This window comes from Serratia fonticola (assembly GCF_001006005.1).
GTDB lineage: Bacteria > Pseudomonadota > Gammaproteobacteria > Enterobacterales > Enterobacteriaceae > Chania > Chania fonticola.
Genome location: NZ_CP011254.1, coordinates 3699179 through 3723904 on the forward strand (window position 1 = coordinate 3699179; position 24726 = coordinate 3723904).

The 24726-nt window shown below is 55.3% G+C and carries 23 protein-coding genes; 13 read left to right on the top strand and 10 right to left on the bottom strand.

The window, feature by feature from the left end; genetic code table 11:
* Window positions 1-50: 50 nt before the first annotated feature.
* Entirely contained in the window at window positions 51-1097 is a 1047-nt protein-coding gene (gene dctP / locus WN53_RS16510; RefSeq protein ID WP_024486421.1) for a TRAP transporter substrate-binding protein DctP, read from the bottom strand.
* A 165-nt stretch (window positions 1098-1262) separates the two neighbouring features.
* Here dctP and WN53_RS16515 point away from each other — a divergent pair, with 165 nt between their 5' ends.
* The 6 genes from WN53_RS16515 (at window position 1263) to WN53_RS16540 (ending at window position 7336) form a co-directional block, all read left to right on the top strand.
* On the top strand, window positions 1263-2294 hold the full coding sequence (locus WN53_RS16515) for a fatty acid desaturase (protein ID WP_024486420.1): 1032 nt from the start codon (window positions 1263-1265) through the stop codon (window positions 2292-2294).
* 29 nt (window positions 2295-2323) lie between these two features.
* Window positions 2324-3253, top strand: coding sequence for a glycine betaine ABC transporter substrate-binding protein OsmF (gene osmF / locus WN53_RS16520; RefSeq protein WP_024486419.1), 930 nt, complete (start codon window positions 2324-2326; stop codon window positions 3251-3253).
* Between the two features lie 441 nt (window positions 3254-3694).
* On the top strand, window positions 3695-4849 hold the full coding sequence (locus tag WN53_RS16525) for an ABC transporter permease (RefSeq protein ID WP_024485895.1): 1155 nt from the start codon (window positions 3695-3697) through the stop codon (window positions 4847-4849).
* Window positions 4846-5781: an ABC transporter ATP-binding protein gene (locus tag WN53_RS16530; RefSeq protein WP_024485894.1), complete on the top strand. Its 936-nt coding sequence runs from the start codon at window positions 4846-4848 to the stop codon at window positions 5779-5781. Before WN53_RS16525 ends, WN53_RS16530 begins: the two co-directional genes overlap by 4 nt.
* On the top strand, window positions 5778-6548 hold the full coding sequence (locus WN53_RS16535; protein WP_024485893.1) for an ABC transporter permease: 771 nt from the start codon (window positions 5778-5780) through the stop codon (window positions 6546-6548). The genes WN53_RS16530 and WN53_RS16535 overlap by 4 nt, the downstream gene beginning before the upstream one ends.
* Window positions 6549-6553: 5 nt before the next feature.
* On the top strand, window positions 6554-7336 hold the full coding sequence (locus WN53_RS16540; protein ID WP_024485892.1) for a phosphate/phosphite/phosphonate ABC transporter substrate-binding protein: 783 nt from the start codon (window positions 6554-6556) through the stop codon (window positions 7334-7336).
* 6 nt (window positions 7337-7342) lie between these two features.
* Here WN53_RS16540 and WN53_RS28780 read toward each other — a convergent pair whose 3' ends face one another.
* Entirely contained in the window at window positions 7343-7519 is a 177-nt protein-coding gene (locus tag WN53_RS28780; RefSeq protein ID WP_164721870.1) for a hypothetical protein, read from the bottom strand.
* Between the two features lie 231 nt (window positions 7520-7750).
* On the opposite strand from WN53_RS28780, the gene WN53_RS16545 reads away from it, so the two are divergent.
* Window positions 7751-8692, top strand: coding sequence for an Rpn family recombination-promoting nuclease/putative transposase (locus WN53_RS16545; RefSeq protein WP_037412900.1), 942 nt, complete (start codon window positions 7751-7753; stop codon window positions 8690-8692).
* 116 nt (window positions 8693-8808) lie between these two features.
* Here WN53_RS16545 and yedA read toward each other — a convergent pair whose 3' ends face one another.
* Together yedA and WN53_RS16555 are read right to left on the bottom strand one after the other, a co-directional pair.
* The gene (gene yedA / locus WN53_RS16550; RefSeq protein ID WP_024485890.1) at window positions 8809-9723 is read right to left on the bottom strand and encodes a drug/metabolite exporter YedA; all 915 of its coding nucleotides are present in this window, start codon (window positions 9721-9723) and stop codon (window positions 8809-8811) included.
* Between the two features lie 141 nt (window positions 9724-9864).
* Window positions 9865-10518 (bottom strand): helix-turn-helix transcriptional regulator, encoded by a 654-nt coding sequence (locus WN53_RS16555; RefSeq protein WP_024485889.1) that lies wholly within the window; start codon window positions 10516-10518, stop codon window positions 9865-9867.
* Window positions 10519-10621: 103 nt separating this feature from the next.
* Between WN53_RS16555 and WN53_RS16560 the strand changes: the two genes are divergently transcribed.
* Window positions 10622-12067, top strand: a complete 1446-nt coding sequence (locus WN53_RS16560; RefSeq protein ID WP_024485888.1) for an MFS transporter — start codon at window positions 10622-10624, stop codon at window positions 12065-12067.
* Window positions 12068-12095: 28 nt separating this feature from the next.
* On the opposite strand, the gene WN53_RS16565 is transcribed toward WN53_RS16560, so the two are convergent.
* Both WN53_RS16565 and WN53_RS16575 read right to left on the bottom strand, forming a co-directional pair.
* Window positions 12096-12314, bottom strand: coding sequence for a hypothetical protein (locus WN53_RS16565; RefSeq protein ID WP_024485887.1), 219 nt, complete (start codon window positions 12312-12314; stop codon window positions 12096-12098).
* 312 nt (window positions 12315-12626) lie between these two features.
* The gene (locus WN53_RS16575) at window positions 12627-12995 is read right to left on the bottom strand and encodes a hypothetical protein (protein WP_071784995.1); all 369 of its coding nucleotides are present in this window, start codon (window positions 12993-12995) and stop codon (window positions 12627-12629) included.
* A 511-nt stretch (window positions 12996-13506) separates the two neighbouring features.
* On the opposite strand from WN53_RS16575, the gene WN53_RS16580 reads away from it, so the two are divergent.
* The 3 genes from WN53_RS16580 (at window position 13507) to WN53_RS16590 (ending at window position 15438) form a co-directional block, all read left to right on the top strand.
* Window positions 13507-14352, top strand: a complete 846-nt coding sequence (locus WN53_RS16580) for an AraC family transcriptional regulator (RefSeq protein WP_024485884.1) — start codon at window positions 13507-13509, stop codon at window positions 14350-14352.
* A 70-nt stretch (window positions 14353-14422) separates the two neighbouring features.
* A complete protein-coding gene (locus tag WN53_RS16585) occupies window positions 14423-15130 on the top strand; it encodes an AzlC family ABC transporter permease (protein ID WP_024485883.1) in 708 nt (235 codons plus the stop codon).
* Window positions 15127-15438 (top strand): AzlD domain-containing protein, encoded by a 312-nt coding sequence (locus tag WN53_RS16590; RefSeq protein ID WP_021805142.1) that lies wholly within the window; start codon window positions 15127-15129, stop codon window positions 15436-15438. The genes WN53_RS16585 and WN53_RS16590 overlap by 4 nt, the downstream gene beginning before the upstream one ends.
* 45 nt (window positions 15439-15483) lie before the next feature.
* Here the strand turns inward: WN53_RS16590 and WN53_RS16595 are convergent, their stop codons facing one another.
* Together WN53_RS16595 and ompC are read right to left on the bottom strand one after the other, a co-directional pair.
* Entirely contained in the window at window positions 15484-16320 is an 837-nt protein-coding gene (locus WN53_RS16595) for a GNAT family N-acetyltransferase (protein ID WP_024485882.1), read from the bottom strand.
* Window positions 16321-16593: 273 nt separating this feature from the next.
* Window positions 16594-17688 carry a porin OmpC gene (gene ompC, locus WN53_RS16600; protein WP_024485881.1) on the bottom strand — a complete coding sequence of 365 codons (1095 nt, stop codon included), beginning with the start codon at window positions 17686-17688 and terminating at the stop codon, window positions 16594-16596.
* 365 nt (window positions 17689-18053) lie between these two features.
* Between ompC and dinG the strand changes: the two genes are divergently transcribed.
* The gene (gene dinG / locus WN53_RS16605) at window positions 18054-20255 is read left to right on the top strand and encodes an ATP-dependent DNA helicase DinG (RefSeq protein ID WP_024485880.1); all 2202 of its coding nucleotides are present in this window, start codon (window positions 18054-18056) and stop codon (window positions 20253-20255) included.
* On the opposite strand, the gene WN53_RS16610 is transcribed toward dinG, so the two are convergent.
* On the bottom strand, window positions 20256-21086 hold the full coding sequence (locus WN53_RS16610; RefSeq protein WP_037412898.1) for a helix-turn-helix transcriptional regulator: 831 nt from the start codon (window positions 21084-21086) through the stop codon (window positions 20256-20258).
* 98 nt (window positions 21087-21184) lie between these two features.
* Here WN53_RS16610 and WN53_RS16615 point away from each other — a divergent pair, with 98 nt between their 5' ends.
* Window positions 21185-22603, top strand: a complete 1419-nt coding sequence (locus WN53_RS16615; RefSeq protein ID WP_046808117.1) for an MFS transporter — start codon at window positions 21185-21187, stop codon at window positions 22601-22603.
* A gap of 39 nt (window positions 22604-22642) precedes the next feature.
* Here WN53_RS16615 and WN53_RS16620 read toward each other — a convergent pair whose 3' ends face one another.
* Window positions 22643-24724 carry a DUF2207 domain-containing protein gene (locus WN53_RS16620; RefSeq protein WP_024484579.1) on the bottom strand — a complete coding sequence of 694 codons (2082 nt, stop codon included), beginning with the start codon at window positions 24722-24724 and terminating at the stop codon, window positions 22643-22645.
* Window positions 24725-24726 lie beyond the last annotated feature (2 nt).

Consider the following 24726-nt stretch of genomic DNA (forward strand, 5'->3'; position numbering starts at 1 on the left):
AGGGGCACCGGGGAGGCTGTCAACCACCACAATAAACCGATAGCCTGACGCTATTGCATGGCGTCATTCACCATTTCACCGACCTGTTGCAGGACAGGTCCAGCCTCCTTAAGCCCTTTTCCTTCCTGCTCCTTCACCCAGGCAGCCTGAACTTCCCGATAGCGGGTAGCTGCCTGCCATTGCTCCAGCTCCTTGGGTTGCAGCGTGCGAATGCTTATGCCGTCTTTTTTCAGCTCGGCTACCTGAGCGTCAAAGCTGGCGTTCATCACCGTGCCCAAGGTTTGATAGGCGGTTGCGGCAGCGCGCTCAATGGCTTGCTTATCCTGCTGTGCCAGCTTATCCCAGGTGTCCTTGTTCATCACCAACAGATAGACGTGCCCCATCCAAAGCTTTTCGGAGTACAGGACGTTGGGAGCGACTTTATGCACGTTTAGCTGATAACCGCCGTCCACGTTCACCATTAACCCATCCAGCTTACCGGCTCGCATGGCTTGGTAGATCTCGTCTCCCCAAGGCATGGAAACCGGGGTGGCTCCGGCATTACGCAAAAAGTCCTGATGCCAGAAGCTGGCGGAACGCCACTTTTGCCCTTTTATATCCTCCAGACGGTCTAACGGCTTGGTGCTGAAAAAGGCCACCGGATAGCCGGTGCTGAACAACAGATTGACGGCGTTTTGTTTGGCTAACTCAGCAGGGAACGCGGGGATTTCCGCATAGACATGGCGGAAGAAGGCAACCTGCTGGTCACCAGTTGGGCCAGTGGGGAAGCTTTTGAATATTTGGTGCAGGGGCAGCGTTTTAGCGGAGTATTCGGGCACCACAATGGCCATATCCGCCGTACCTGGTTTGCCCACCACGCTGAGGGCATCATAACCGGTAGCGAGTTTGCTATCCCAATGAGCTTCTATTTTCAGACGTCCTTGGGATTCTTTTTCAATAGCAGGGAAAAATACCTCTTGAATAAACCGCGTGCGCATCCCGCCCAGCGGTTCATGATCGGTATAGACCAAAGTTTGGGTTGCCGATACTGCCGTGGGTAACAGCAATGTGGCTAAGAGCACGGCCAAAATTTTCCTGACCTGATGTATGGGTTGCATAACGTTTCCTTGGCTTCGGGTAATAATAATCCATGTAGTTTACATGGTTTAAGGTTGGGATCTGTACAACCCGCTGATTTTCAACTTTGCTTTGCCACTTTTGTTATTTTGAGCGCCGATCTGCCTGGTTGATACTGAGAAAAATAGCCGTCAGCGAGCCGGAAAATGTCTTCAGCCAAACCCCATAGCCACTATCTGCACGGCGAACAACGAGCGTGGATCCAACAGCTTAACCGGCAATGGGTCTGGCGGCTGGAACTGCCGACCTGGGGAATTATGCTGCTGGTTTACGGTAGTTGGTTCGGTGTGGTGCATTATTGGCAGCAGCTTGGCCCCTGGCTGGGCGCACCGCTGCTGACTGTGGCGACCACTTGGTATCTCTCGTTGCAGCATGAGCTGATCCACGGCCATCCCACCCGCTGGCCACGGCTCAACCAACTGTTCGGCCTGCTTCCCCTGGCGGTGTGGTATCCCTATGGGCTGTACCGTGACAGCCATATTCAGCATCATCGCGACGATCATCTGACCCAACCTGCCGCAGATCCGGAAAGTTACTATTTCAGCCGGGCGCAGTGGCAGCGTTTTCCTGTTTTGCTGCCTCTGTTGGCCAAGGTGCGTAACACCCTGATTGGGCGAGTCACGCTTGGCCCGGCATGGGATATTGCCGCCACGCTGGCCAATGCCTTGAAAGCCATACTGGCTGGGGATCTGCGGACTTTGGCGATGTGGCTGGTACAGGGTGCACTGTTGGTGGCTCTGCTTGCCTGGCTGCAAACGCAGGGCATTTCTGCCGCCTTTTATCTGCTGGCGGTGAGCTACCCGGCGCTGGGGTTGACCAAGATCCGTTCGTTTTACGAGCATCGCGCGGTGGACGCTCCGCAGGCACGTTCTATTATTAATGAGGCCTCTTGGCCGTGGCGGCTGCTGTTTCTTAATCTGAACTATCATTTAGTGCATCATGATTTACCCGGTTTGCCTTGGTATGGGCTGCGAAAAGTCTATCTGGCAGAGCAGCAGGCCTACCGGCAACGCAGCCAGGGGTTTGTGGTACAGGGCTATGGCAACTGGTTTGTCGATCATGCCGTGACGCCGATTGCCGTTGAAGTACACCCGTTTGAACAGGAGAGTGTCGGGAAACAGCATGTGATACGCTGGACCCATACCGCGCAGGATTTTCCAATCGATCTGGCGAAATAGCCGGAAAGCATCATCAAAGAGGATAAAGCATGGCTATTACCCCATTACGCGCACGTTTTTTGGCATTGGCTTTGACCGTTCTGGCAGGAGCCAGCGGTGTTGCACAGGCGGCCGATACGGTACGCGTGGGTTCTAAAATTGATACCGAAGGCTCGTTGCTTGGCAATATCATTGTGCAGGTGCTGGAAGCCAATGGCATAAAAACCACCAACAAACTGCAGCTAGGCACCACCAAGGTGCTGCGTGGTGCGATCACCTCCGGCGAGATTGATATCTACCCGGAGTACACCGGTAACGGTGCCTTCTTCTTCTCCGATGAAAAAGATCCGGCGTGGAAAAACGCTCAGGCCGGGTTCGAGAAGGTCAAAAAGCTCGACTATGACCAGAACAAGATCGTCTGGCTGGATGCCGCCCCGGCAAACAACACCTGGACGATCGCCGTTCGCCAGGACGTGGCACAGGCCAACCATCTGAAAACCCTGGCAGACCTGGCCAAGTGGATCAACGACGGTGGTAAGTTCAAACTGGCGGCATCGGCAGAGTTTATCGAACGCCCGGACGCGCTACCGGCCTTCCAGAATGCTTATGGCTTCAAGCTTAATCAGGATCAGTTGCTGTCACTGGCTGGCGGTGACACGGCGGTGACCATCAAGGCGGCGGCGGAACAAACCTCTGGGGTGAATGCGGCAATGGCCTATGGGACCGATGGCCCGGTAGCCGCGCTGGGCCTGCAAACGTTGGAAGACCCACAGGGCGTGCAGCCGATTTACGCCCCGGCTCCGATTATTCGTGAGGCAACGCTGCAGCAGCACGCCAATATCGCCGAACTGCTCAAACCGGTATTCGCTACGTTAGACGGCCCAACCTTGCAGCAGTTGAACGCGCAGATCGCCGTAGAAGGCCAGGATGCCAAACAGGTAGCGGTCAATTACCTGAAACAGAAAGGGTTGATTAAGTAACCTTGATTTGACGACTGAATCTGATATTGCTCCTCATCCCAATGCTCTCCCAAAGAGAGAGGATGCTGATACGGAGCATCGATTGAGGGCAGGATTCAATCTTTAAAACGTTTAATCCCCTCCCCGCAGGAGATGGAAAGATGCGGCGTTGGGATTAGGTGCTGGAGCCCATTTGTGGCACGTTCAGTCCCCTCTCCCACAGAGAGAGGGAGCTGGTATAGAGCAGCCATTAAGGGCAGGATTCAATCTTTAGAACGTTTAATCCCCTCCCCGCAGGAGATGGAACGGATGCGGCATTGGGATTAGGTGCAGGAGCCCATTTGTGGCACGTTCAGTCCCCTCTCCCTGTGGGAGAGGGTTAGGGTGAGGGGACGTCAGCTTACGCGTAGCTATGCATTCTGCGCTTAACTGGCTGATTAGACCCTGGGAGTGATTTTGATTATTGTCTTGAAAAACCGCGTATTACTGACACTGTTTGTTTTGCTGCTGCTTGCGGCCTTTGGCCTGCCGTTCCTCAGTTATGCCCCTAATCGCCTGCTGTCTGGCAAGAGTATCTCTCTGATTTCACTGTTGCATGGCCCAGCGCTGTGGCTGCTGCTGCCATTACTGGCGTTGGCCGTGCTCAGCCTGTTGACCCCCACGCGCAATCGGGCGCGGCTGACCGCCTGCGTTGCCGCTGTTCTATTGGCGATGATCTTTTGGTTGAGCGGCTATACCGCGCAGCAACTGGCATTGCAGGGCTCGCCGTTGGCGCGGACTTCCTGGAGCAGCGGCTGTGCGCTAATGGCAGCATTGAGCGGCCTGATCGCCGCAGATGCCATGACGCGGATCACCCCCTCGCACCTGTGGCGCATTCTGGGTAACGCTTTGGTGATGCTACCTGCCGCGCTGTTGCTGTTTACCCATCAGTTGGACCAGCTTTCCCTGATGAAGGAGTACCACAACCGGCAAGAGGTGTTTGACGCTGCGTTACTCCAGCATTTGACCATCTTGCTGGCTACCTTGGTACCGGCTCTGCTGATTGGCGTACCGTTGGGCGTGCTGTGTTTTCGTTCAACCCGCTGGCAGGGCCCGATCTTCTCTACGCTGAATATCATCCAGACCGTACCCTCCATTGCGCTGTTTGGCCTGTTGATCGCCCCGTTGGCCGGGCTGGCGGCGGCGCTCCCTTGGTTGGCTAACTTAGGCATCAGCGGTATCGGCATGGCCCCGGCGATTGTGGCATTGGTGCTCTATGCCCTGCTGCCGCTGGTGCGCAGCGTGGTCGCCGGTTTGCAAAGCGTGCCCGCCAGCGTGATTGAATCCGCCAGCGGCATGGGAATGACGCGCGGGCAGATTTTCTTTGGCGTACAGCTGCCACTGGCATTGCCACTGTTCCTGACCGGCGTGCGGATCCTGGCGGTACAAACCGTGGGAATGGCGGTGGTGGCAGCGCTGATCGGGGCAGGGGGTTTTGGTGCGATCGTGTTTCAAGGATTACTCAGCAGCGCGCTGGATCTGGTGCTGCTCGGGGTGATCCCGGTGATCGCCATGGCGGTGATCGTCGATTCGCTGTTTAAATTCATAATTTCAATGTTGGAAGTGACTGCCAGATGATTAACTTTGACCGGGTAAGCAAGATTTTTCAGGGGAAACCGGCGGTGGACGATCTCTCGTTGAGCATGGCGGAAGGGGAGTTTACCGTGCTGATCGGCACTTCTGGCTCTGGCAAATCCACCACTTTGAAGATGATCAACCGCCTGATCGAGCATGATAAAGGCAAGATCAGGTTTGCCGGTGAGGAGATCCATAAGTTCAAGCCACAGGATTTGCGCCGCCGTATGGGCTATGCCATCCAGTCGATCGGCCTGTTCCCTCATTGGACGGTGGAAGAGAACATCGCCACGGTGCCGCAGTTGCTGAAGTGGCCACGGGCGCGGATCCGCGATCGGGTGACTGAGCTGATGGAGCTGCTGCAACTGGAGCCGGACCTGTTCCGCCGCCGCTATCCACATCAGCTTTCCGGCGGACAGCAGCAGCGGGTTGGGGTGGCACGAGCGCTGGCCGCCGATCCAGAGGTGTTGCTGATGGATGAACCCTTTGGTGCGCTCGATCCGGTTACCCGGGCCTCGTTGCAGGCGGAGATTGCCCGCATTCATCAACTTTCTGGCCGCACCATCGTATTGGTGACGCACGATATCGATGAAGCGCTGGGGCTGGCCGATCGGATCGTGCTGCTCGATCAGGGGCGAGTGGTGCAGCAGGGCACTCCGTTGGAGCTGCTGACCAACCCGGTGAATGATTTTGTGCGTGACTTCTTTGGCCGCAGCGATCGGGGGATCAAGCTGTTGGCGTTGGGCACGGTAGCCGAAAGGGTGCGGCCGGGCGAAGCGGAAGGGGAACCTATCCAGGCCATGATGAGCCTGCGTGAGGCGCTTTCGGTGTTTGTTGCCCGAGGCAGCGAACGTTTGCCGGTGGTTGACGAACAGGGGCAAGCGCTTGGCGTGTTGCATTTCAGCGATTTGATTACACACAAGGCGCTATCATGAATATCACGCGCGGGTGGCGCGATCCTCTGCCGTGGACATTTGCTCTGCTAGTGGCGTTGGTCTTCGGCATGAACCATCTGCACGGCCTGTTTGCCGCTTGGTTCCCACAGTTGGAGCGGCCGGTGTATCAGCAGGACAGCTTCTTCTCGCTGGTTGTTGCGCACTTATCGCTGGTAGCCGTATCGAGCCTGATTGCGGTAATGATTGGCGTAACCGCTGGCATTGCGGTGACGCGCGCTGCCGGGAGGGAGTTTCGCTCATTGGTGGAAACCGTGGTTGCCGTTGGGCAGACTTTTCCACCGGTCGCGGTATTGGCGGTGGCGGTACCGGTAATGGGCTTTAGTGAACAGCCAGCGATTATTGCGCTGGTGCTGTATGGTTTATTACCGATCCTGCAAGGCACCTTGACCGGGATAGAGTCGGTTCCGGCGGGTACGCGTGAAGTGGCTCAAGGGGTGGGGATGAGCCGCTGGCAAGTTTTGTGGCGCGTTGAGTTGCCGTTGGCGGCCCCGGTGATCGTCGCGGGGATCCGTACTTCGGTGATTATCAATATCGGCACGGCGGCGATAGCCTCGACGGTGGGCACCAAAACGCTGGGAACGCCGATCATTATTGGCCTGAGCGGCTTCAATACGGCGTATGTGATCCAGGGAGCGGTGGTAGTGGCGTTGTTGGCGATCATTACCGACATGCTGTTCGAACGCTGGGTAGGCTACCTCACCGCCTGGCGTCAGCAACGGCTGACTGTCTCATCTTCTGCGGGGTAACTTCCATGGCGATAGTCTCTTTACCGATGTACGGCGTTAGCCACCAACAGGTGGAACCGTTCTGGCAGGCGCTACGCGATAAGCTGCAGCAACTGGGTATGGCGGAGGTTCCCCAGACGCTGAGTTGGCCGCAGGATTTGCCGCAACACTGGCAACGGCCGGATCTGCTACTTAGCCAGACCTGCGGTTATCCATTGGTGACGGTGTTACCACAGGTACAGCTGGTGGGCACTTACCATTACCGCGTGGAGGGTTGCAGCGGAGCGAACTATAGCAGTTGGCTGGTGGTGCGTGAGGATGAACCGGCTGACCGTCTGGAAGATTTTCGCGATCGCGTGGTGGCGTATAACAGCCGTGATTCACAGTCGGGGTATAACAGCCTGCGAGCCTTGATTGCACCGTTGGCGCGAGAAGGGCGGTTTTTCCGCCAGGCGATCGCCTCTGGTAGCCACTATCGCTCATTGGAGATGATCCTGGAGGGGCAGGCGGATATTGCGGCCATTGACTGCATCAGCTTTGCCCTGTTGAAACGGGCAAGGCCACAAGCCGTTGCTGGGCTGAAGATTATTGGCCGTACCGCTGCAGTACCAGGCTTGCCGTTGATCACGGCGGCCGGAACGCCAGACTCACAATTGGCAATCCTGCGCACCGCGGCCAGTGCCATGGTCAACCATACGGCCAGTGAAAGCCTACTGATCGGCGATTTTAGTCTGGTGCCGCGTGCCGCTTATCAGCGGGTGGCCGAGCTTGAAAGGCTAGCGGCCAACGCTGGCGTCACGGCGTTATAAAGCGGGTTATTTCGCTTGGATAGTGGCCGTTGGGGCGCTATCGGTAGCGGCATCGTTGGTGGTTGTGGTCTCTTCTTGTGGCGTAGTGGAACGGGTGTACATATTCAGCCCGGCCAGGAACACGCCGCTCAGAGAGCCGAAGGCACATAAGGCGATGACGATGAGGAACGCTTTTTTCCGCATAATGATGATTTCGCAGGTTGTCCAGAACAGCGGGAATTATAGCCCCTTCCCCGGGTGAAACAACACTCGTTTAATTGGGGGTATGCGGACTGCACCGATCCTCTGGTCTTTTTGGGCAGGATCAGGTTCGCAACTGAGGTTCAAAGGTTTTGCGAGGCGGATTCAGAACCCATTCGCTCATAATGTGCGCCGATGACAGCCTATGGTAGGTTTTTTATGTTAAGTCCAAGGATGACCGACATGAAAAAAGCCACCTCCACCCCGCATGATGCTTTATTTAAGCAGTTCCTCACCCATCCAGACACGGCCCGTGATTTCTTGGAATTACATGTGCCGCCTGCCTTACTGCAGTATTGCGATCTGAACACGCTAAAGCTGGAACCCGGTAGTTTTATCGAGAGCGACCTGCGTGCCCATTACTCTGACGTACTTTACTCGTTGCGAACCGAGAGAGGGGATGGTTATGTGTACGTTTTGATCGAACATCAAAGCTCACCCGACAAACATATGGCATTTCGTTTAATACGCTATGCCATTGCGGCAATGCAACGCCACCTTGAGGCAGGGTACGACCAGCTTCCTCTGGTTATTCCTATGCTGTTTTATCACGGTCAGGTGACGCCTTATCCCTATTCAATGAGTTGGTTAGAGGAATTTAGTGAGCCTGAACTAGCCAGGCAGCTCTATGCGGGGCATTTTCCGTTGGTTGACGTTACCGTCATTCCGGACGATGAAATCATGCAGCACCGCCGCATGGCCATTCTTGAGCTGTTACAAAAGCATGTACGCCAGCGCGACCTGGTTGAGCTGTTAGAACAACTGGTCACATTGTTGTTGGCCGGATACACTACTAAAGAGCAACTCATATCATTGGTGAACTATATGCTGTTGGTGGGGAAAGCAACCGAGCCGGAGACGTTGATCCGTGAGTTGGCCAGACGCGCGCCGCGGCATGAGGAGGAATTGATGACTATTGCAGAATATCTCGAGCAAAAAGGGTTCGAGAAAGGGATTAAGCAAGGCATGGAGAAAGGCATTGAGCAAGGCATGGAAAAAGGGCGGGAAACCGTGCTGGAAATAGCGAGTTCCATGCTGGCTGAAGGCTTTGATCGTGCCATGGTAATGAAGTTGACCGGTCTTTCCGCGGACGATTTGGCGCAAATCCGCCACTAACATCGGCGGTAGGTCTAGTGACCCCCGAGTTTATTATTCATTAGTGGTTAGGCTGAGGCTGGAATAACAACTAGCAGACCTAACCTCCCCCTTGGGGAGAAGTTAGGAGTAATGCTTTACTTGACGGCTGGTTGCACCTTGGCCGGGCGGGCAAACAGGTATTTACCCAGCGTCACCAACACCACCGCCGAGACGATAATCACCAACGCTAGCCACTCGCGCGGGCCCAGGGATTCGCCAGCAAAACCGACGCCGAGCAGCACCGCCACCACCGGATTGACGTAGGCATAGCTGGTTGCTACCGCCGGGCGTACGTTTTTCAGCAGGAACATATAGGCGCTGATCGCCAGCATTGAACCGAAAACAATCAGATAACCGAGCGCCATGAAGCCACTGAAGGTAGGCATTTTATCCAAATGCTCACCGCTCAGTTGGCTGGCGATGGTCAGCACCACGCCGGCCACCAGCATTTCTGCGGCACCGGCCATCGGCCCGGCAGGGAGCGAAATGCGTGAGCCGAGTACCGAACCAAAAGCCCAACTGGCCGAAGCCAACAGGATTAACAGCGCGCCGGTCGGGTTACCCACCAGGTTATTGCCGGTGTTGAGCAACACAATGCCCACCAGGCCAAGGGCGATGCCGGTCCATTCCAGCTTAGTATTGCGGATACCCCAAAACATGCTGAAGCATAGGGTGAACAGCGGAACCGTAGCGACCATCACCGCGGCAATGCCGGAAGGCACATCCTGATGCTCGGCTACCGTGACCAGGCCGTTACCCACGGCCAGCAATAGAATGCCAATGGTGCCAGCGGCGACCCATTGTTTCAGGGTGGGCAGGGCATGGCCCCGCTGCAACAGGAAAACGAACAGGATGATACCGGCAATCAGAAAGCGAATGCCCGCCATCATCAAAGGGGGCCAGCTTGCTACCCCCACGCGGATAGCGAAGTAGGTCGATCCCCAGACAATATATAACGTAAACAGCGCCCCGATTAACGGCAGGAGATGACGATTTTGTTGGCTCAGCATGGGTTTTTATTCGGTAGGGTGAAAAATCGTTAGGACACTCAGTAAACCTTAAGCCATGGCCGATAAGCAATGCTTTTCTACTCGTTTAGTGATGTCGTGATACCGGGGGAGGCTGCCAGTCCCTGGCCTACAATCAAGGGATTACGACTGGGAGATCTGGTAGGCGCAGCGGCGGGCCCCGGTAAGAATATGTTCGCTGCGCTCAACCTTGGCTTGCAGCACCTCGGTAAATACGTTTAGTTCGGCGCGGCAAAATCCTTGGCAAACCGCTGCGGCGCTGCAAATAGGGCAGTGATTTTCCACCAGCAGAAACTCGCCGTCTTTCTCTTCACTCCACTCGGCCATATACCCTTCACGGCAACGGATGGCTGCCAGACGAGCAACACGTTCACGTAAATCGGCTGCACCGATCATCGCCTGTTTATAATTAATTCGAGTTTCCTGCTCTCGACTGTCGATCAGCAGGTCCATCGCCTGTTCACCCAGCTTGTCACGCACCGTGCGTAACAGTTGGGCGGTTAATTCGGCATGGGCGTCGGGAAAGTGGGCGTTACCTGCGGCGGTCAACTGCCAGAGCTGAACTGGGCGGCCAACGCCGCGGGTTTCGGCCTTGGCTTCCACCAGGCCTTCTTTTGCCAGCTTGACGAATTGCTGACGAGCGGCTTCACCGGTGGTGCCGAGGACTTTTCCCGCTTCTGAGGCTTGCTGCGGACCGTGGGTTTTCAACAGCTTCAGCAAGCGGTCACTGACCGAATGTGCGGTGCATTCGCCATTTTCCAAGTTAATTCTTGACATATTACAGCGCCTCGCCCTTAATTATTCCAAGATATTGCTTGTTAAATTTAGCCTAATAGCAAGATCAACTCAATGCCATTCCTCTGAAAACAGGACGATAACCGTGATAACCGATGATAATAGCCGTTGGAGCGATCTCTTTTCCGGCAAAAATGCCGCCAGTGCCATCGCACTGTCGCTCGGCGTCGCCTTGCATGCGATCAATATTCTGGTGGCGACCACCATTTTACCTTCAGTGGTGCAGGACATCGGTGGGTTGGATCTCTATGCCTGGAACACCACCCTGTTTGTGGTGGCCTCGATATTAGGCTCGGCGCTGTCGGCACGTTTGCTGAGTGGCTACGGGGCGCGTAGTGCTTATCTGGTGGCGTCGCTGTTCTTCATCGTGGGCGCGATGCTGTGTGCGCTGGCCCCCTCCATGCCGGTGATGTTGATTGGCCGCACGGTACAGGGGTTTGGCGGCGGCCTGATCTTTGCACTGTCCTACGCGATGATTAACCTGGTGTTTGAACAGAAACTCTGGCCACGCGCCATGGCGCTAATCTCCGCGATGTGGGGGATTGCCACGTTGGTGGGCCCTGCCGTCGGCGGGATTTTTGCCGAATTGAACGCCTGGCGCTGGGCGTTCGGTATTCTGTTGCCGATCATGGTGCTGTACGCCGCCTTTACGTTCCGTATCCTGCCCAAAGGTAAACCGCAGCAGCGGCCAACGCCGTTACCGTTGATGCAGTTGCTGCTGCTGGCTGGCGCGGTATTGGTGGTATCGGCTGGCAGCCTGGCAGATAGCGGTTGGCTAAACGTGGGCGGCATCGTGCTGGCGTTGCTGTTGTTGATTGGGTTAATCCGGCGTGAGGGACATTCCCGCGCCCGCCTGCTGCCATATCAGGCACTGCGTCGTGGTTCAGCGCTGGCTTCGTTGTACGTTACGGTAACGCTATTGGTGATCGGCATGACCAGCGAGATCTTTGTGCCTTACTTTTTGCAAACCTTGCATGGTCAGTCACCGCTGATTTCCGGCTATATCGCAGCCACTATGGCAGCGGGTTGGACCCTCTCAGAAATCCTTAGCTCCGGTTGGCGCGGCGTGGGGATCCGTTTGGCGATAATCAGCGGGCCGATCCTGGTACTGCTTGGTTTGCTGGGGTTGGCAGTGCTGATGCCAATTCCTTCTAACGGCCACTGGCAGGCGCTGGGGCCGATCGTGCTGGCTTTGACGTTGGTCGGTTTCGGTATCGGTTTTGGCTGGCCGCACCTGCTGACACGCATTTTGCAGGTGGCCCCGCAGGCCGATAAGGATATCGCCGGGGCCTCCATCACCACGGTGCAGCTGTTCGCCACGGCGTTTGGCGCGGCATTGGCGGGGATGGTCACCAACCTGGCCGGATTTACCACGCCGGGTGGCATTGAGGGCGCGGCCTCCGCTGCTCATTGGCTGTTCCTGCTGTTTGCCTTGGCCCCACTGTTGGCGATCTACAGCGCCTGGCGCAGTGCGGCCATTAGCCAGCCAGCCGAGGAGTCTAGTCATTCTCCGAGCACATCGACTTCCTGATAACGAAAGGGTGAGTGAGCTAAATTAATCAGCCGCCATCCATAGATGGCGGTTTTTGCAAGATGGCGAAAATAAACTTATGTATAACTATGATCACGGCAATTGAAAAAAATACCGAGACGATAAGTTTGGATATTCCCGCTGGGGCAGAGTAGAGAGAGTTAACACCGATACCTGCACCGGATGTAAAAAATGAAGATAAAACCAGGCCGATGACGACAGAAAGGGTCCAATAGGTTTTTTTCATGTTTTTCCTTAGTAACGGCCTCAGACCTAAGTGGTGCAGTAGGAATCTCCGTTATTTAACGTAGCCTCCATCCATGCGGTTGCCGATGGATGGAGGCCTTTAGGGTTTGTTTTTTTTAAAGATGGCACAAATAACTTTATGGAGTACCATGATAAAGTAAATTGAAAAAACCATTGAGACGACAAGTTTGGATATTCTCTCAGGGGCCGAGTAGAAACGATTAGCTTCAATTCCGGCGCCGGACAGAAAAATTGAGGATAAAACCAGCCCGATGACGACAGAGACGATCCAATAGAGTTTATTCATTTTTTCTTACCAGCTGCAACCGCCGCTGCCATTTTTGCCACTGCAACTGCCAGAGCTTTTATTTCCGCCAGGGCCAGTGCCGACATTACCACCTCCTCGGCCACCATCTTTGAAACAGCCGCCGGTCGCAGCGCCATAAGCCAGGCCAGCAGCCATACCTCCCGGACCACCAACAGTACCTTTAGCCATGTTTGCCAGCATGCCTTCGATACAATCGGTATTGCCATACTTGTTATAGAAACCGCCGGAGCTATTTCCGGCACTATTATTTCCACGGTTATTGCGATTTCCTCCGCCGTTATCCGAACGATCTCCACCATTATTACCTCGTCCGCCAGCTACATAGCCTAATAACGATAAGTCAATAACTTCCATAGGAAACTCCTTTTGATGAGGTGTTTTTTGAGTGTATTTTTCTAAATGCAAGTTATTATTAACTCATCCATAATCGTATATCAATGGTTTTTTGAGGGGATGATTGTGATATTTTTATTTTTAATGGTTGTCGTAAGTTTAAAATGTAATATGTTTTTAAATTCCATAGATAATCTAACTTCCTATTAGGATGGCACTAAGGTTGATAATATTATTAGAAGGTTTAACTGAATAGACTAAAATAGATGTTTTAATTTTATCATTTAGCCGTTTAATACTCATTTAAGTGTGAAACCGGTGGGAAGCGTGCAGGTTAGACGACCGTTAAGCGCATGGATGCGCGGTATGAGCCTTCATGGACGGAGCCACTGCGTGTCGGCGTTCTACATGCTTCTTACCTGTTGCACCATTAAACCCAGCTATTTAGCTGCAGGGGGATATGGGCAATTTTGTACAAACGCCCGATCTTGCCGAGTGCTAGAATGAGTTTCAATCCGCGTGGAAGGTAAGTATGGCAGAGAGCGTGAGCAGGAAAGGGCGTCAGGAACAGGCTAATTTCATGCACGTCGACGATCTCGGCGGGCTGGAAGTGTTGCAGGCCACCTATCGCCGCCAGACCTTCTCCCGCCACAGTCACGAGGGGTTCTGCGTAGGCGTGATTGATGATGGAGCCCAGCGTTTTTACCGTACTGGCGGCGAGCATGTCGCGCCGTTGGGCAGTGTGATCCTGGTCAACGCCGATGATATCCATACCGGCAGTTCCGCCAGCGAAGACGGTTGGTCCTATCAGGCCATGTACCCCAAACCGGAGCTGTTGGCGTTCTTATCCCGCGATCTGAAAACCGTCGCCGGGGCCACCCCCTATTTCCCTAACCCAGTGGTGCAGGATGCCGGGCTCGCCGGACAATTACGCTTAGCCTTTGGCATGATGCGCAGTAACGAAAACCGTCTGGTGAAGGAGACATTGGTGTTTTCGGCGCTGACCTGGTTAATGCTGCGTCACGGCAAAAGCCGCATAGAGCCTGCCACGCAAAGTAAGGCGCAAAGCCAGATAGCGCGGATCAAAGCCTTCCTGGATGATTTCCCCGAGGCTAATATCTCCCTGCTGGAATTAGCAGAGAAGGCCGGGCTGAGCCCTTATTATCTGCTGCGTCAGTTTCAACAGGCGACCGGTTTGCCGCCCCATGCCTATCAGATCCAGGCGCGTTTACGTAAAGGGCGCCAGCTGTTAAAGGCGGGCAATGGCGTATTGGAGACGGCACTGGCCTGCGGTTTTCACGATCAGAGCCATTTCCACCGTCATTTCCGCAAGTCCATCGGCGTGACGCCCGGTGACTACGTCAAATCGTTGAGATAAATACGCAAGCGGATACAATACTCGCCCTCTTTCCTGCGCTATTCTACTCCTTCGTTCGAAGGAGAAAATAATGACTTACCAATCAACACTCACGGAGCCGCCAACGTTGCGCCTGCGCCCGGCCTTGCAAGGTGCGGTGGCGATCCTGCCGCTGTGCCTGGCGGTATTGCCCTGGGGGATCCTGGCAGGTTCAATGGCGATCCAGAGTGGCCTGACGGCGGCAGAGGGGCTGGGGATGTCGGCGATTGTTTTTGCCGGGGCCTCCCAACTGGTGGCGATGGGGATGATCAAGACCGGTGCCGGTATGCTGGCGATCCTGATCTCCACTTTTTTTGTCACCGCCCAGCACTTCCTCTACGGCCTGCGCCTGCGGGAATGTATTGCTCCGTTACCGTTGAGATGGCGTGTCGCACTGGCGTTTTTGCTGACCGATGAGCTGTTTGCCCTGACCGGCGATCATGGCCCGGCACGCTTTAACCGTTGGTATGCATTGGGGGCTGGGCTGGCGTTTTATTTGAGCTGGTTCTTTGCCACTTTGCTCGGCGTAGTGGCGGCCAGCAGCATCGATCTGGATCGCTACGGGCTTGATTTCTCGATCGCCGCGACCTTTATCGCCATCATTGTGCCGCTGGTACGTAATCTGCCGGTGCTGGCCTGCGTTTTGACATCCTTGGTGCTGTCGATTGGTTTGCACCATTATCAGGTGCCTGGGGCATTGATTATTACCACCGTGGTGGCGATGCTGGTTGGGCTGCTGTGCAGTAGGGGGAAAGAATGATCTGGCTGACCATTGTGTTGATGGGCGTGATCGTCTTCTTCAACCGCTACTGTTTCCTGGCACCTGGCCTGCCGGTGCGCTTATCGCAACGGATGAGGACACTGTTGAGCTTCTCGGTACCTGCAGTACTGACCGCCATCTGCGGACCAATCATCGCTTTCAACGGGGATGAGTGGCGTGCACTGCCCGAAAACCCTTATCTATGGGGAGCCGTGTTCGCCATTGTTCTGGCCGTTTTCCTGCGTAATACGCTGGCGGTCGTGGTGTTGAGTATGCTGATGTTTATTCTGCTACGTACACTGCTGTAACCCACGCCCCACAATTTTCCCCCTGGATCAATTAGGGGGAGAGCATCACATTGCCATTGTCATTTCAAACTGACGCAACGGATCTTCGCGCCAGCCAAGGTGCTGGAAGAAGGGAGCGATGTCGTCTGGGACAAACACATTGGCCGACAGCGCCAGTGGGGCAAACTGTGCTTGCAGCGCTTGCAACAGACGGCGCGCCTGGCCTTGGCCGCGTAGCGCTGGTGGCACATAAATCATGCGCAGATGGCACTGTTGTGCGCCCGGCATCACCAAAGCAAAAGCCTGCTGGTCCAGAGTGAAGGCGCGTGGGGTACCGGGCAGCTTGTACAGTGACTCTGGGGCGATCAGCCACGGCAAGCCATGCTGGCCGTCGGCGGTCATTTGCTGGGCAAGTGCCAACGGGTCGATCGGTTGCAAGGTTGCCGAGGGTTCCGGGGTTGCCAAGGGGGCGTGAAATCCCAATAGCGTACGGGTGATGGCCAAGCCAGCCTGTTGATACAGCGCCAGTGCCGCTTGATTACCGGCGATCACTTCCAGCGAAAGCTGGCGATCGCCTCGCGTACGGGCATCCGTGATAATGCGTTGCATCAACGTCCTGCCTAACCCTCTGCCACGCATTTCCGGGCGGATAGACAAGGCCGCTACACGGCTATGTTGGCCCCGGCGCGCGATCAGGGCCAGAGCCACCGGGTGCTGCTGGTGGGTGACGACAATGCTGTGATTCAGGCTGAGGTCTTCGGCGGCAAAGCGGCTGCTAAAGGTTTCGCCGTCGATCACAAAGGGAACAATGTAGTTCTCAAAACAGTGGCTGAGTATTTGCGCCAACTGCATACTGCTGTAGGGCAAAGCGGTGTGAAACTCGAACTGACTATCGATAGGCATGACGGTTCCAAAGCAAATAACCAAAGCTATACATTTAGCCGGGAATAGATTAACAGGCAAGCTTTACGCCACAAACCTGTGGGGGGGAACATGTTCGACCGTAGGGGCGACGCATGCTGCGCCCGTCTAATAGCAGGCTCTGCAGTTTCGGCGGCATGTGTGGTTCTGGCTGAAGAGTCGTGATGAAAAAGCCGGGCGAATTTGCCCGGCGAAGTCACTTCAGAAATAGCCGTAGCTATAAATTGCAGTAGTGGTTATGTGTCACAGCGTAAATCAGAACTGATAGGTCAGAGCCACGGCAATCACGTCGTCGGTTTTCAGACCTAGCTTGTTGTTGTCATCGAGTTGGTTGATTTTATAATCCACATAGGTGGACATGTTTTTATTGAAGTAATAGTAAGCACCCACATCAATATATTTCACCAGGTCGGTGTCACCGATATTTTCAATGTCTTTAGCCTTGGACTGGACATAAGCCAGTGACGGGCGTAGGCCAAAGTCGAACTGATATTGCGCAACCACTTCCACGTTCTGGGTTTTATTGGCAAACCCGCTTACGGAGGTCGCGGCATTATTAATGGTCGCAGTGCCGGAAATTGGCGTCAGGTTATGAGTTTCTGCATAGGTAGCGGCCAGATACACGCTGTTGGCGTCGTATTTCAGGCCGGTTGCCCACACGTCGGCTTTATCGCCCTTGCCATAGCTGCTCTGTTTCTGGCCGGTAGTCCGGTTAGAAGAGGCATAGGCAGCGGTAACGCTGACGCCATCGATGATCTCGTAGCTGGAAGACAGACCGAAGCCGTCGCCGTTAGCTTTGCTGTTAGCGCGGGCATCGTTTTCGTTCTTGCCCTGATACTGCAACGCGAACTTCAGGCCGTCGACCAGGCCGAAGAAGTCGTTGTTACGGTAGGTAGCCACGCCGTTGGCGCGCCCGGTCATAAAGTTGTCGGTTTTGATATAGGTATCATCGCCAAATTCCGGCAGCATATCCGTCCAGGCGGCAACGTCGTAAATAACGCCGTAGTTACGGCCATAGTCGAATGAACCAAAGTTTTTCACTTTCAAGCCAGCAAAACCAAGACGGGTTTTAGTGTCTTTAGTGCCATCCGATTCGCTATGGTTGGCGGCGATCTGATATTCCCACTGGCCATAGCCGGTCAGCATATCGTTAATCTGGGTTGCCCCTTTAAAGCCGATACGTACGTAGGTTTTATCACCATCATTGCTGGTATCGTCAGAGAAATAGTGCAGTGCTTTTACCCGGCCATAAAAATCAAGCTTGTTGCCATCTTTATTGTAGATCTCTGCTGCCTGTGCAGTCTGGGCAATGAAAAGTGCCGCAATAACGGCAAGAAGATTAGGTTTCATGGTGTTCCCTGCTTTATATGATTGAAAGACGCTGATCATCTGTTTTATTACGATGCTACTTTGCTGCCGGAGCTAGCGCAGCGCAGATTTTTTACCGCAGTTGTGTGATGTATTTATGACAGGCCAGGTAAATGGATATTGAATAGTGAAAATAAACCCAGGAGATGCATTTTTTGTTGCAGATGAGAGGGGTTCTGTTGTGCAAACATGCGAGATTATGCGCAAAAAATTCGATGTCCCACTGTGGGAGAAGGGGCCTCCTTGAGGTGCGTTTCGCAATGTTGACCAGCCAATCGTAACTCGGGCTGACGCCGCGGACGGTCTGTGGGACAATAGCGCCATCATTTCGTTTAGATAAGAGTTGAATGGCGCTTTCCCCCGCAGTTAAAGATCAGATCGGCCAGTGGTACAAAGCCCTGCAGCAGCAAATACCGGATTTTATTTCGCGTGCCCCTCAGCGGCAGATGATTGCCGAAGTGGCGAAGACCCTGGCCGGAGATTACCCACGCCATCTGGCGATCGAAGCGCCAACCGGCGTGGGTAAAACGCTCTCGTACCTGATACCGGGTATTGCCGTTGGCCGTGCCGAAAGCAAACCGCTGGTGGTCAGTACCGCCAACGTGGCGCTGCAGGATCAGATCTACAGCAAAGATTTACCGCTGTTGAAAAAGATCATTCCCGATCTGAAATTCACCGGCGCGTTTGGCCGTGGGCGCTATGTTTGCCCGCGCAATCTGGCGGCGATGAGCACCGACGTGGTCGAGCAGGGCGATCTGATGCTGTACCTGGACGAAGACGAGCTGGCGCCATCTAGCGGTGAAGAGCAGGCGCTGTGCCAAAAGCTGGCGAAAGCCCTGGCGCGCCATGAATGGGATGGCCTGCGCGATCACTACCAGCTATCGATCGATGACCCCCTATGGGGCAAGCTGAGTACCGACAAGGCCAACTGCCTGGGGCGCAACTGCCACTATATTCGTGAATGCCCGTTCTACATCGCCCGCAAAGAAATTGAAACCGCCGACGTGGTGGTAGCCAACCACGCGTTGGTGATGGCGGCGCTGGAAACCGAGTCGGTATTGCCGAACCCAAAAGAGCTGCTGCTGGTGCTGGACGAAGGCCATCATTTGCCGGAGGTGGCACGGGATGCGCTGGAGATTGACGGTGAGATCACCGCGCTGTCAACCAACCTCCAGCTCGATATGATCGTGCGCCAGGTAGAACAGTGCATGACACAGTACCGGCCAAAGAACCCGCCGGGGTTGGCCAATAGCGAACGGCTAAAAAACCACTGCGAAGAATTGCGCGAGCTGATCCAGATTTTTGAGCACCAGGCCAATGCCTACCTGCCGCCAGATAGCGGTAACGCCGAATATCGCTTCGAAATGGGCGAACTGCCTGCGGAGATGGTTGAGATCTGCGCGCGTCTGTTCAAACTGACGGACGGCCTGCGCGGCCTGGCCGAATTTATTCTTAACGACCTCACCGAGCAGACCGGCAAGCACGACATTGTGCGGTTGCATCGTACCATCATCCAGATGAGCCGCACGCTGGGCTACCTTGAAGCGATGAGCAAACTGTGGCGGTTGGCGGCAATGGATAAATCCTCCAACGCGCCGATCTCCAAATGGATTGCGCGTGAGCTGCGCGATAACGTTACCCATCTTTATCTGCATTGCGTGGGCATCCGTGTCAGCGATCAGTTGGAAAAACTGCTGTGGCGCAAGGTGCCGCACGTGGTGATCACCTCGGCAACGTTACGCTCATTGAATAGCTTTTCACGGTTGCAAGAGATGAGCGGGCTGAGCGAAAAAGCGGGCGATCGCTTCGAAACGCTGTCTTCGCCGTTTAATCACGTCGAACAGGGTAAAATCGTCATTCCCAAAATGCGTTTTGAACCGGCGATGGCCAACGAGGCCGAGCATCTGGAAGAGATGGCGCGCTTTTTCCGTGGCGAGCAGGCCAGCGGCCAGCATAAGGGGATGCTGATCCTGTTCAGCAGCCACCGTGCGATGCAGACCTTCCTCAGCTATGTCACCGATCTGCGTCTGATGTTACTGGTGCAGGGCGATCAGCCGCGCTACCGGCTAGTGGAAGAACACCGTAAGCGGGTAGAGAAGGGCACTGCCAGCGTGTTGGTCGGGCTACAGTCATTTGCCGAAGGTTTGGATCTGAAAGGTGAACTGCTGACCCAGGTGCATATCCACAAGATAGCTTTCCCGCCGATCGACAGCCCGGTGATCCTCACCGAGGGCGAATGGCTTAAATCCCTCAATCGTTATCCGTTTGAGGTGCAGAGTTTGCCAAGCGCGTCGTTTAACCTGATCCAACAGGTGGGCCGCCTGATCCGAAGCAACGAGTGCCACGGTGAAATCGTGATTTATGACCGCCGCCTGTTGACCAAGAGCTATGGTTCACGCCTGTTGGCGGCGCTGCCGGTGTTCCCGATCGAACAGCGCGAGGTGCCGGAAGCGGACAAAGCCCATAAGGCGGCGTTAAAATCTGCGGCAGAGGCCACCAAGAAAGAGAAAAAGCGCAAAAATCCGTTTGCTCGCCGCCGTACCCGCTGATTACAGCATTGCTTCAAACGCGGCACTGGTGGGGCAATCAGGTTGTGCGCTGTACATGACCAGCCGCAGGTGGTTGTCTTCATCGACAATAAACGAGGCGTGTTCAAACGTGACTTCGCCTGCCCCTGCAACCAGGAAAGTGCGTTGCCCCTGGCAGCGGCCATGAATATCGTGCTGCTGCCACAGTTGGCGAAATTGGGGTGACACATTGCTCAGAGCCTGAATGCGTTGCAACATGGTGGCATCTTGCGGGGCGCGGGCGTAATCACGTCGAAAGCTGGCCAGGATTTGCGGGGCTTGCTCCTGCCATTCCATCAACCGCTGATTGAGTTCGGGATCGGCAAACAGCATCCACAGCATATTGCGCTGCTGTGGCTGACGCTCAGCGATGGTAAACAGGCGGTCTGCCGCCGGGTTCCAGGCGATAATATCCCAACTCAGGTTCATCACATAGGCCGGGCGCAGGGTGAGATCGTCCAGCAAGCGGCGTACTAAGGGGGTAACCTGGCACCATTGATGGCCTGCTACCACCGGGGGCCGCTGATGCGCCAGTAAAAACAGATGATAGCGTTCGGTCGCATCCAGCTTCAGAACCCGTGCCAGATCCTCCAAAAACTCCACCGAAGCATTGATTTCCCGCCCCTGTTCCAGCCAGGTGTACCAGGTCAGGCCCACGCCAGCTAATGCGGCAACCTCTTCACGTCTTAGCCCAGGCGTACGCCGCCGCGTACCGCTCGGCAGGCCAACGGCCTGGGGAGAGAGTTTTTCACGCTTCATACGCAGAAAATCTGCCAACTCTTGGCGGGTTCGGTTAAGGGTACGTGGTGGCATCGACGGGTCCTGTTACTCTTAGTAATAGTATAACTGGCTATATAGTAACAGTTTAAAGCATGTTCCATACTGCCGCCATCATGATATCAGGGGGCGTTATGGAACAGAGTTTTTCTAACAGCAAGGCTGGATTACCTGGGCTGCCGGTGTTGCTACTCGGTGGGTTCGTCACTATGTTCGATTTGTTTGTGGTTAACGTGGCGGTGCCGGTGATCCAGCAACAGTTCAACGCCAGCTTTGCCGGGGTTGGGTTGATTATCGCCGGTTATGAACTGGCTTTTGGCATCTTGCTGATTGCTGGCGGACGCTTGGGAGACCGCTTCGGCCGGCGGCGTATGTTCAGCTATGGCATGTTGGCTTTTGCGCTGACCTCGACGCTTTGCGGTCTGGCGGGTTCGCTGTGGGTGCTGATTGTTGCCCGCTTTTTGCAAGGCGCAGCGGCCGCGCTGCTGTTTCCACAAATTTATGCCTTATTGCGCGTGCTGTATGGTGAAGAGCAGCGGCGGCGAGCCTTTGCTCGTTTGGGGATGACGCTGGGGTTGGCGGCGATTTGTGGCCAGGTGTTAGGTGGTTTTATTATCGAGGCTAATATTCTGGGCAGCAGTTGGCGCATGATCTTTCTGATCAACCTGCCGATTGGCGTGCTGGCGGTGATGGCGGCGCGACGCATTCCTGAGTCCAGACTGGCGCAGGCCCAGCGGCTGGATGCTAAAGGCCTGCAGCTGGCCGCTGGCGGTTTGCTGCTGTTACTGTTCCCGTTACTGGAAGGCCCATCGCGCCACTGGCCTTGGTGGACTGTGCCGATGATGGTGCTGGCAGTGGCGCTATTAGCCTGGTTTGTCCGTTGGGAACGGCAACTTGCCCGTCATTCCGGTGATGCGGTGCTCGATCCGGCGCTATTTCGCCAAGGTCACTTTGCCCGTGGCACGGCAATTGTGCTGGCGATTTACTCCACCGCATCCTCATTCTTTCTTTGTTTTGCCCTGCTGTTACAGGCCGGAATAGGGCTGACGCCGTTCCAGGCGGGTTGCCTGTTCGCTCCGGCCAGCGCCGCCTTTATGCTGGCCTCCTTTTTGGCTCCGGGCTGGGTGCAACGCTGGGGGAATATTGTGTTGGCTGGCGGGGTGGTGGTCTACGCCAGTGGCTTGGTATTGTTGATGGTGGAGGTGCTATGGGGACGGGCGTTCAGCCATCCGTTACAACTTTTACCCGGCCTGATGATTTTGGGCTTTGGTCAGGCATTGAGTATGACGCCCTTGCTTAATTGGGTGCTTGGCCTGGCGAAGGAGCATCAGGCCGGTATGGCGGCAGGCTTGGTGTCAACGGTGCAGCAGGTAGGCGGTGCTCTGGGGATAGCGGCCAGCGGTATGTTCTTTGTTCCGCTGCTGGCCGGGGGCGCAGAGCCACAGCACTATGCCAGAGCCTTTGCTGGTGCTATGGGTTACAACCTGCTGGCGATGCTGGTTGCCTTGGTGTTGCTGCTCTACACCCACCGGCAGCTAGGCAGGGGCGGTTAAAGCATTATCGCGCCGGTTTGCCCGGCGCTGCGTTACCATTTACCAGCCACCACCACCTCCGCCGCCGGAACCCCCACCGGATGAGCCCCCACCCGACGATCCAGAACCCCGAGAGCTGGAGCCTGATGAACTTGAACCGGAACTTGAACTGCTGCTGGGTGTAGCCATAGACGATGCGGTACAGGAGCGGCTAAAGCGATTCACGCGCTGCCAGTCTGCGTCGGCAAAGGCTTCCGACATAGCTCCGGATTTACTGAGATATTCGGCAAAGGTGTTGGCCCAAGTCTTGCCCACGCCGAGCGCTAGCGCAGCCGGTAGCAAGCTCTCAAAGTGGGCAACCAACTGATCGGGTGGGTAAAGCGCCTGATAGCGATTCCGCTCGGCCGTGCCCAGGTACAGTTTCAGCCCTTGCGCAGTGGCCAAATCATTCAGCCCCCGTTGGGTGTATCGCGGGATCATCAAGCCAAAAGCTATGCATAGCAGAATGGCGACCAGCAGCGCGCCAATATAGCCGGCTGGAAACTGAGTCAGGGGCAACATGCCAAACAAGAAAGCGCCACCGCCAAAGGTAGCTAGCGGGCCAAATATCAGCGAAATAACCAAAGGGATGAAGCCAAAAGTATTCCAGGTTTTTCTCGGGCTAAATAAAAATCTCAGCGGTAAAGAGAGTAGCGAGATCCCGAGCAGCAGGAATATCAGGGCAGGAATGGTGATCACTGCCGCGCCGAGATTAAACAACGCTCCGCAGATCACCGGGATCAGCAGCATGAGATAAACCGCGCGGCGCACCGGTTTACCCCATTTGTTGAATAATATCTCACGCTGGTCCTCACTGCGCTTTTCCAACCATTTACGGGCATTTTGCATTGGCCGCTGATAGGCCAGGCCGAGGTTGATATTTTTGCGGCTGCCGCTAAACAGCAGGCCGAGTAACTGCTTATCGCTGGTGGTCAACCGCTGGTTATTGTTATCCGATTGGTACGATAGCCATTGTTCATCCGCCGACTGAAACTTGGAAAACCACGGGCCTGAGGATTTGCTCGCTTTGAGCGTGATCGCCGCGCCGCGTTTGGCGACCAGATCCAACAGATCGCTGCTGAAGGCCACGTCGTCGTACTTACGCTGGGTAATAAACCGCAGATAGCCTGGCGACATGGTGGTAGGCATCGCATACAGCGGCACAACCGGCGGCATCTTCAAGCCGATGGCGGTCACGTTTTTTTGCCACCACCATAAACAATAGACTGCGAGCAGCAGCACCGGTATCCAGAGTGCACTGGTTGCCAGAGTGGGCAATAGCAGGTGTACCAACGGTGAAGAAGCTTGTGGGGCGGCGGCACCGGCTAGAATATCTCGTGGCCAGGTGTAGACCACGGTTAGCCCTTCGCCTTGGTCCAGCGGTTGCGTGGTTTGCACTCCACCGTTGGGAAGTATTCTGGCGTTGTGCTCTTTCGCTCCCCGCGCTCCGGTATACACATCAATAGTGCGCAGCCGGGTATCTCTGCCTTCGTTATCCAGATAATTGCTGGTGTCTGGCAGTTCCAGTTGGAAGCTGGCTTTGGTGATCGGGTAGGCCCAATCGTTACCCGTGACGTTCCAGTAGAGCTCGTCCCATTCGGGGAAGCGGCTGAAGTGGTTGCTGACCTGATAGCGGATCTGGTAGTTATAGATCGCCGGTTGCAGGATGTGCTCAGCGCTGCCAATACGCACCGTCAGCGTTTTCGAAGACTTATCCAGGCTATAGGGTTCGGCGACTCCGTCGCGCAACACTTCTTTAATATGATAATCGACGCTGAAAATCTTGCCGTCCTGGCGGTTCCAGGTGAGCGGCAGAGTGCGGAAAATCCCACGGCGTATCTCTTGCCCTAAAGACAGCACCTTGATGTTTTCCCGCATCTCCATGCTGCCGTCCGGGTTAAAGTGCGCCTGGGTATCAAATGAGAGAATATGCTCATAGGCGCGCACCCAACGGGGATCACTTGGTGCCGCCTCTCTGTCTGGGGCCTCTGCAACGGGAGCTGCCCCAACGGCGATATCATCAGCCGTAGCCGGCGCGGCTCCTGCCATCAATAGCGATAACACCCATAAAACGCGTACTACCCAACCAGATATTGCAGCCATCG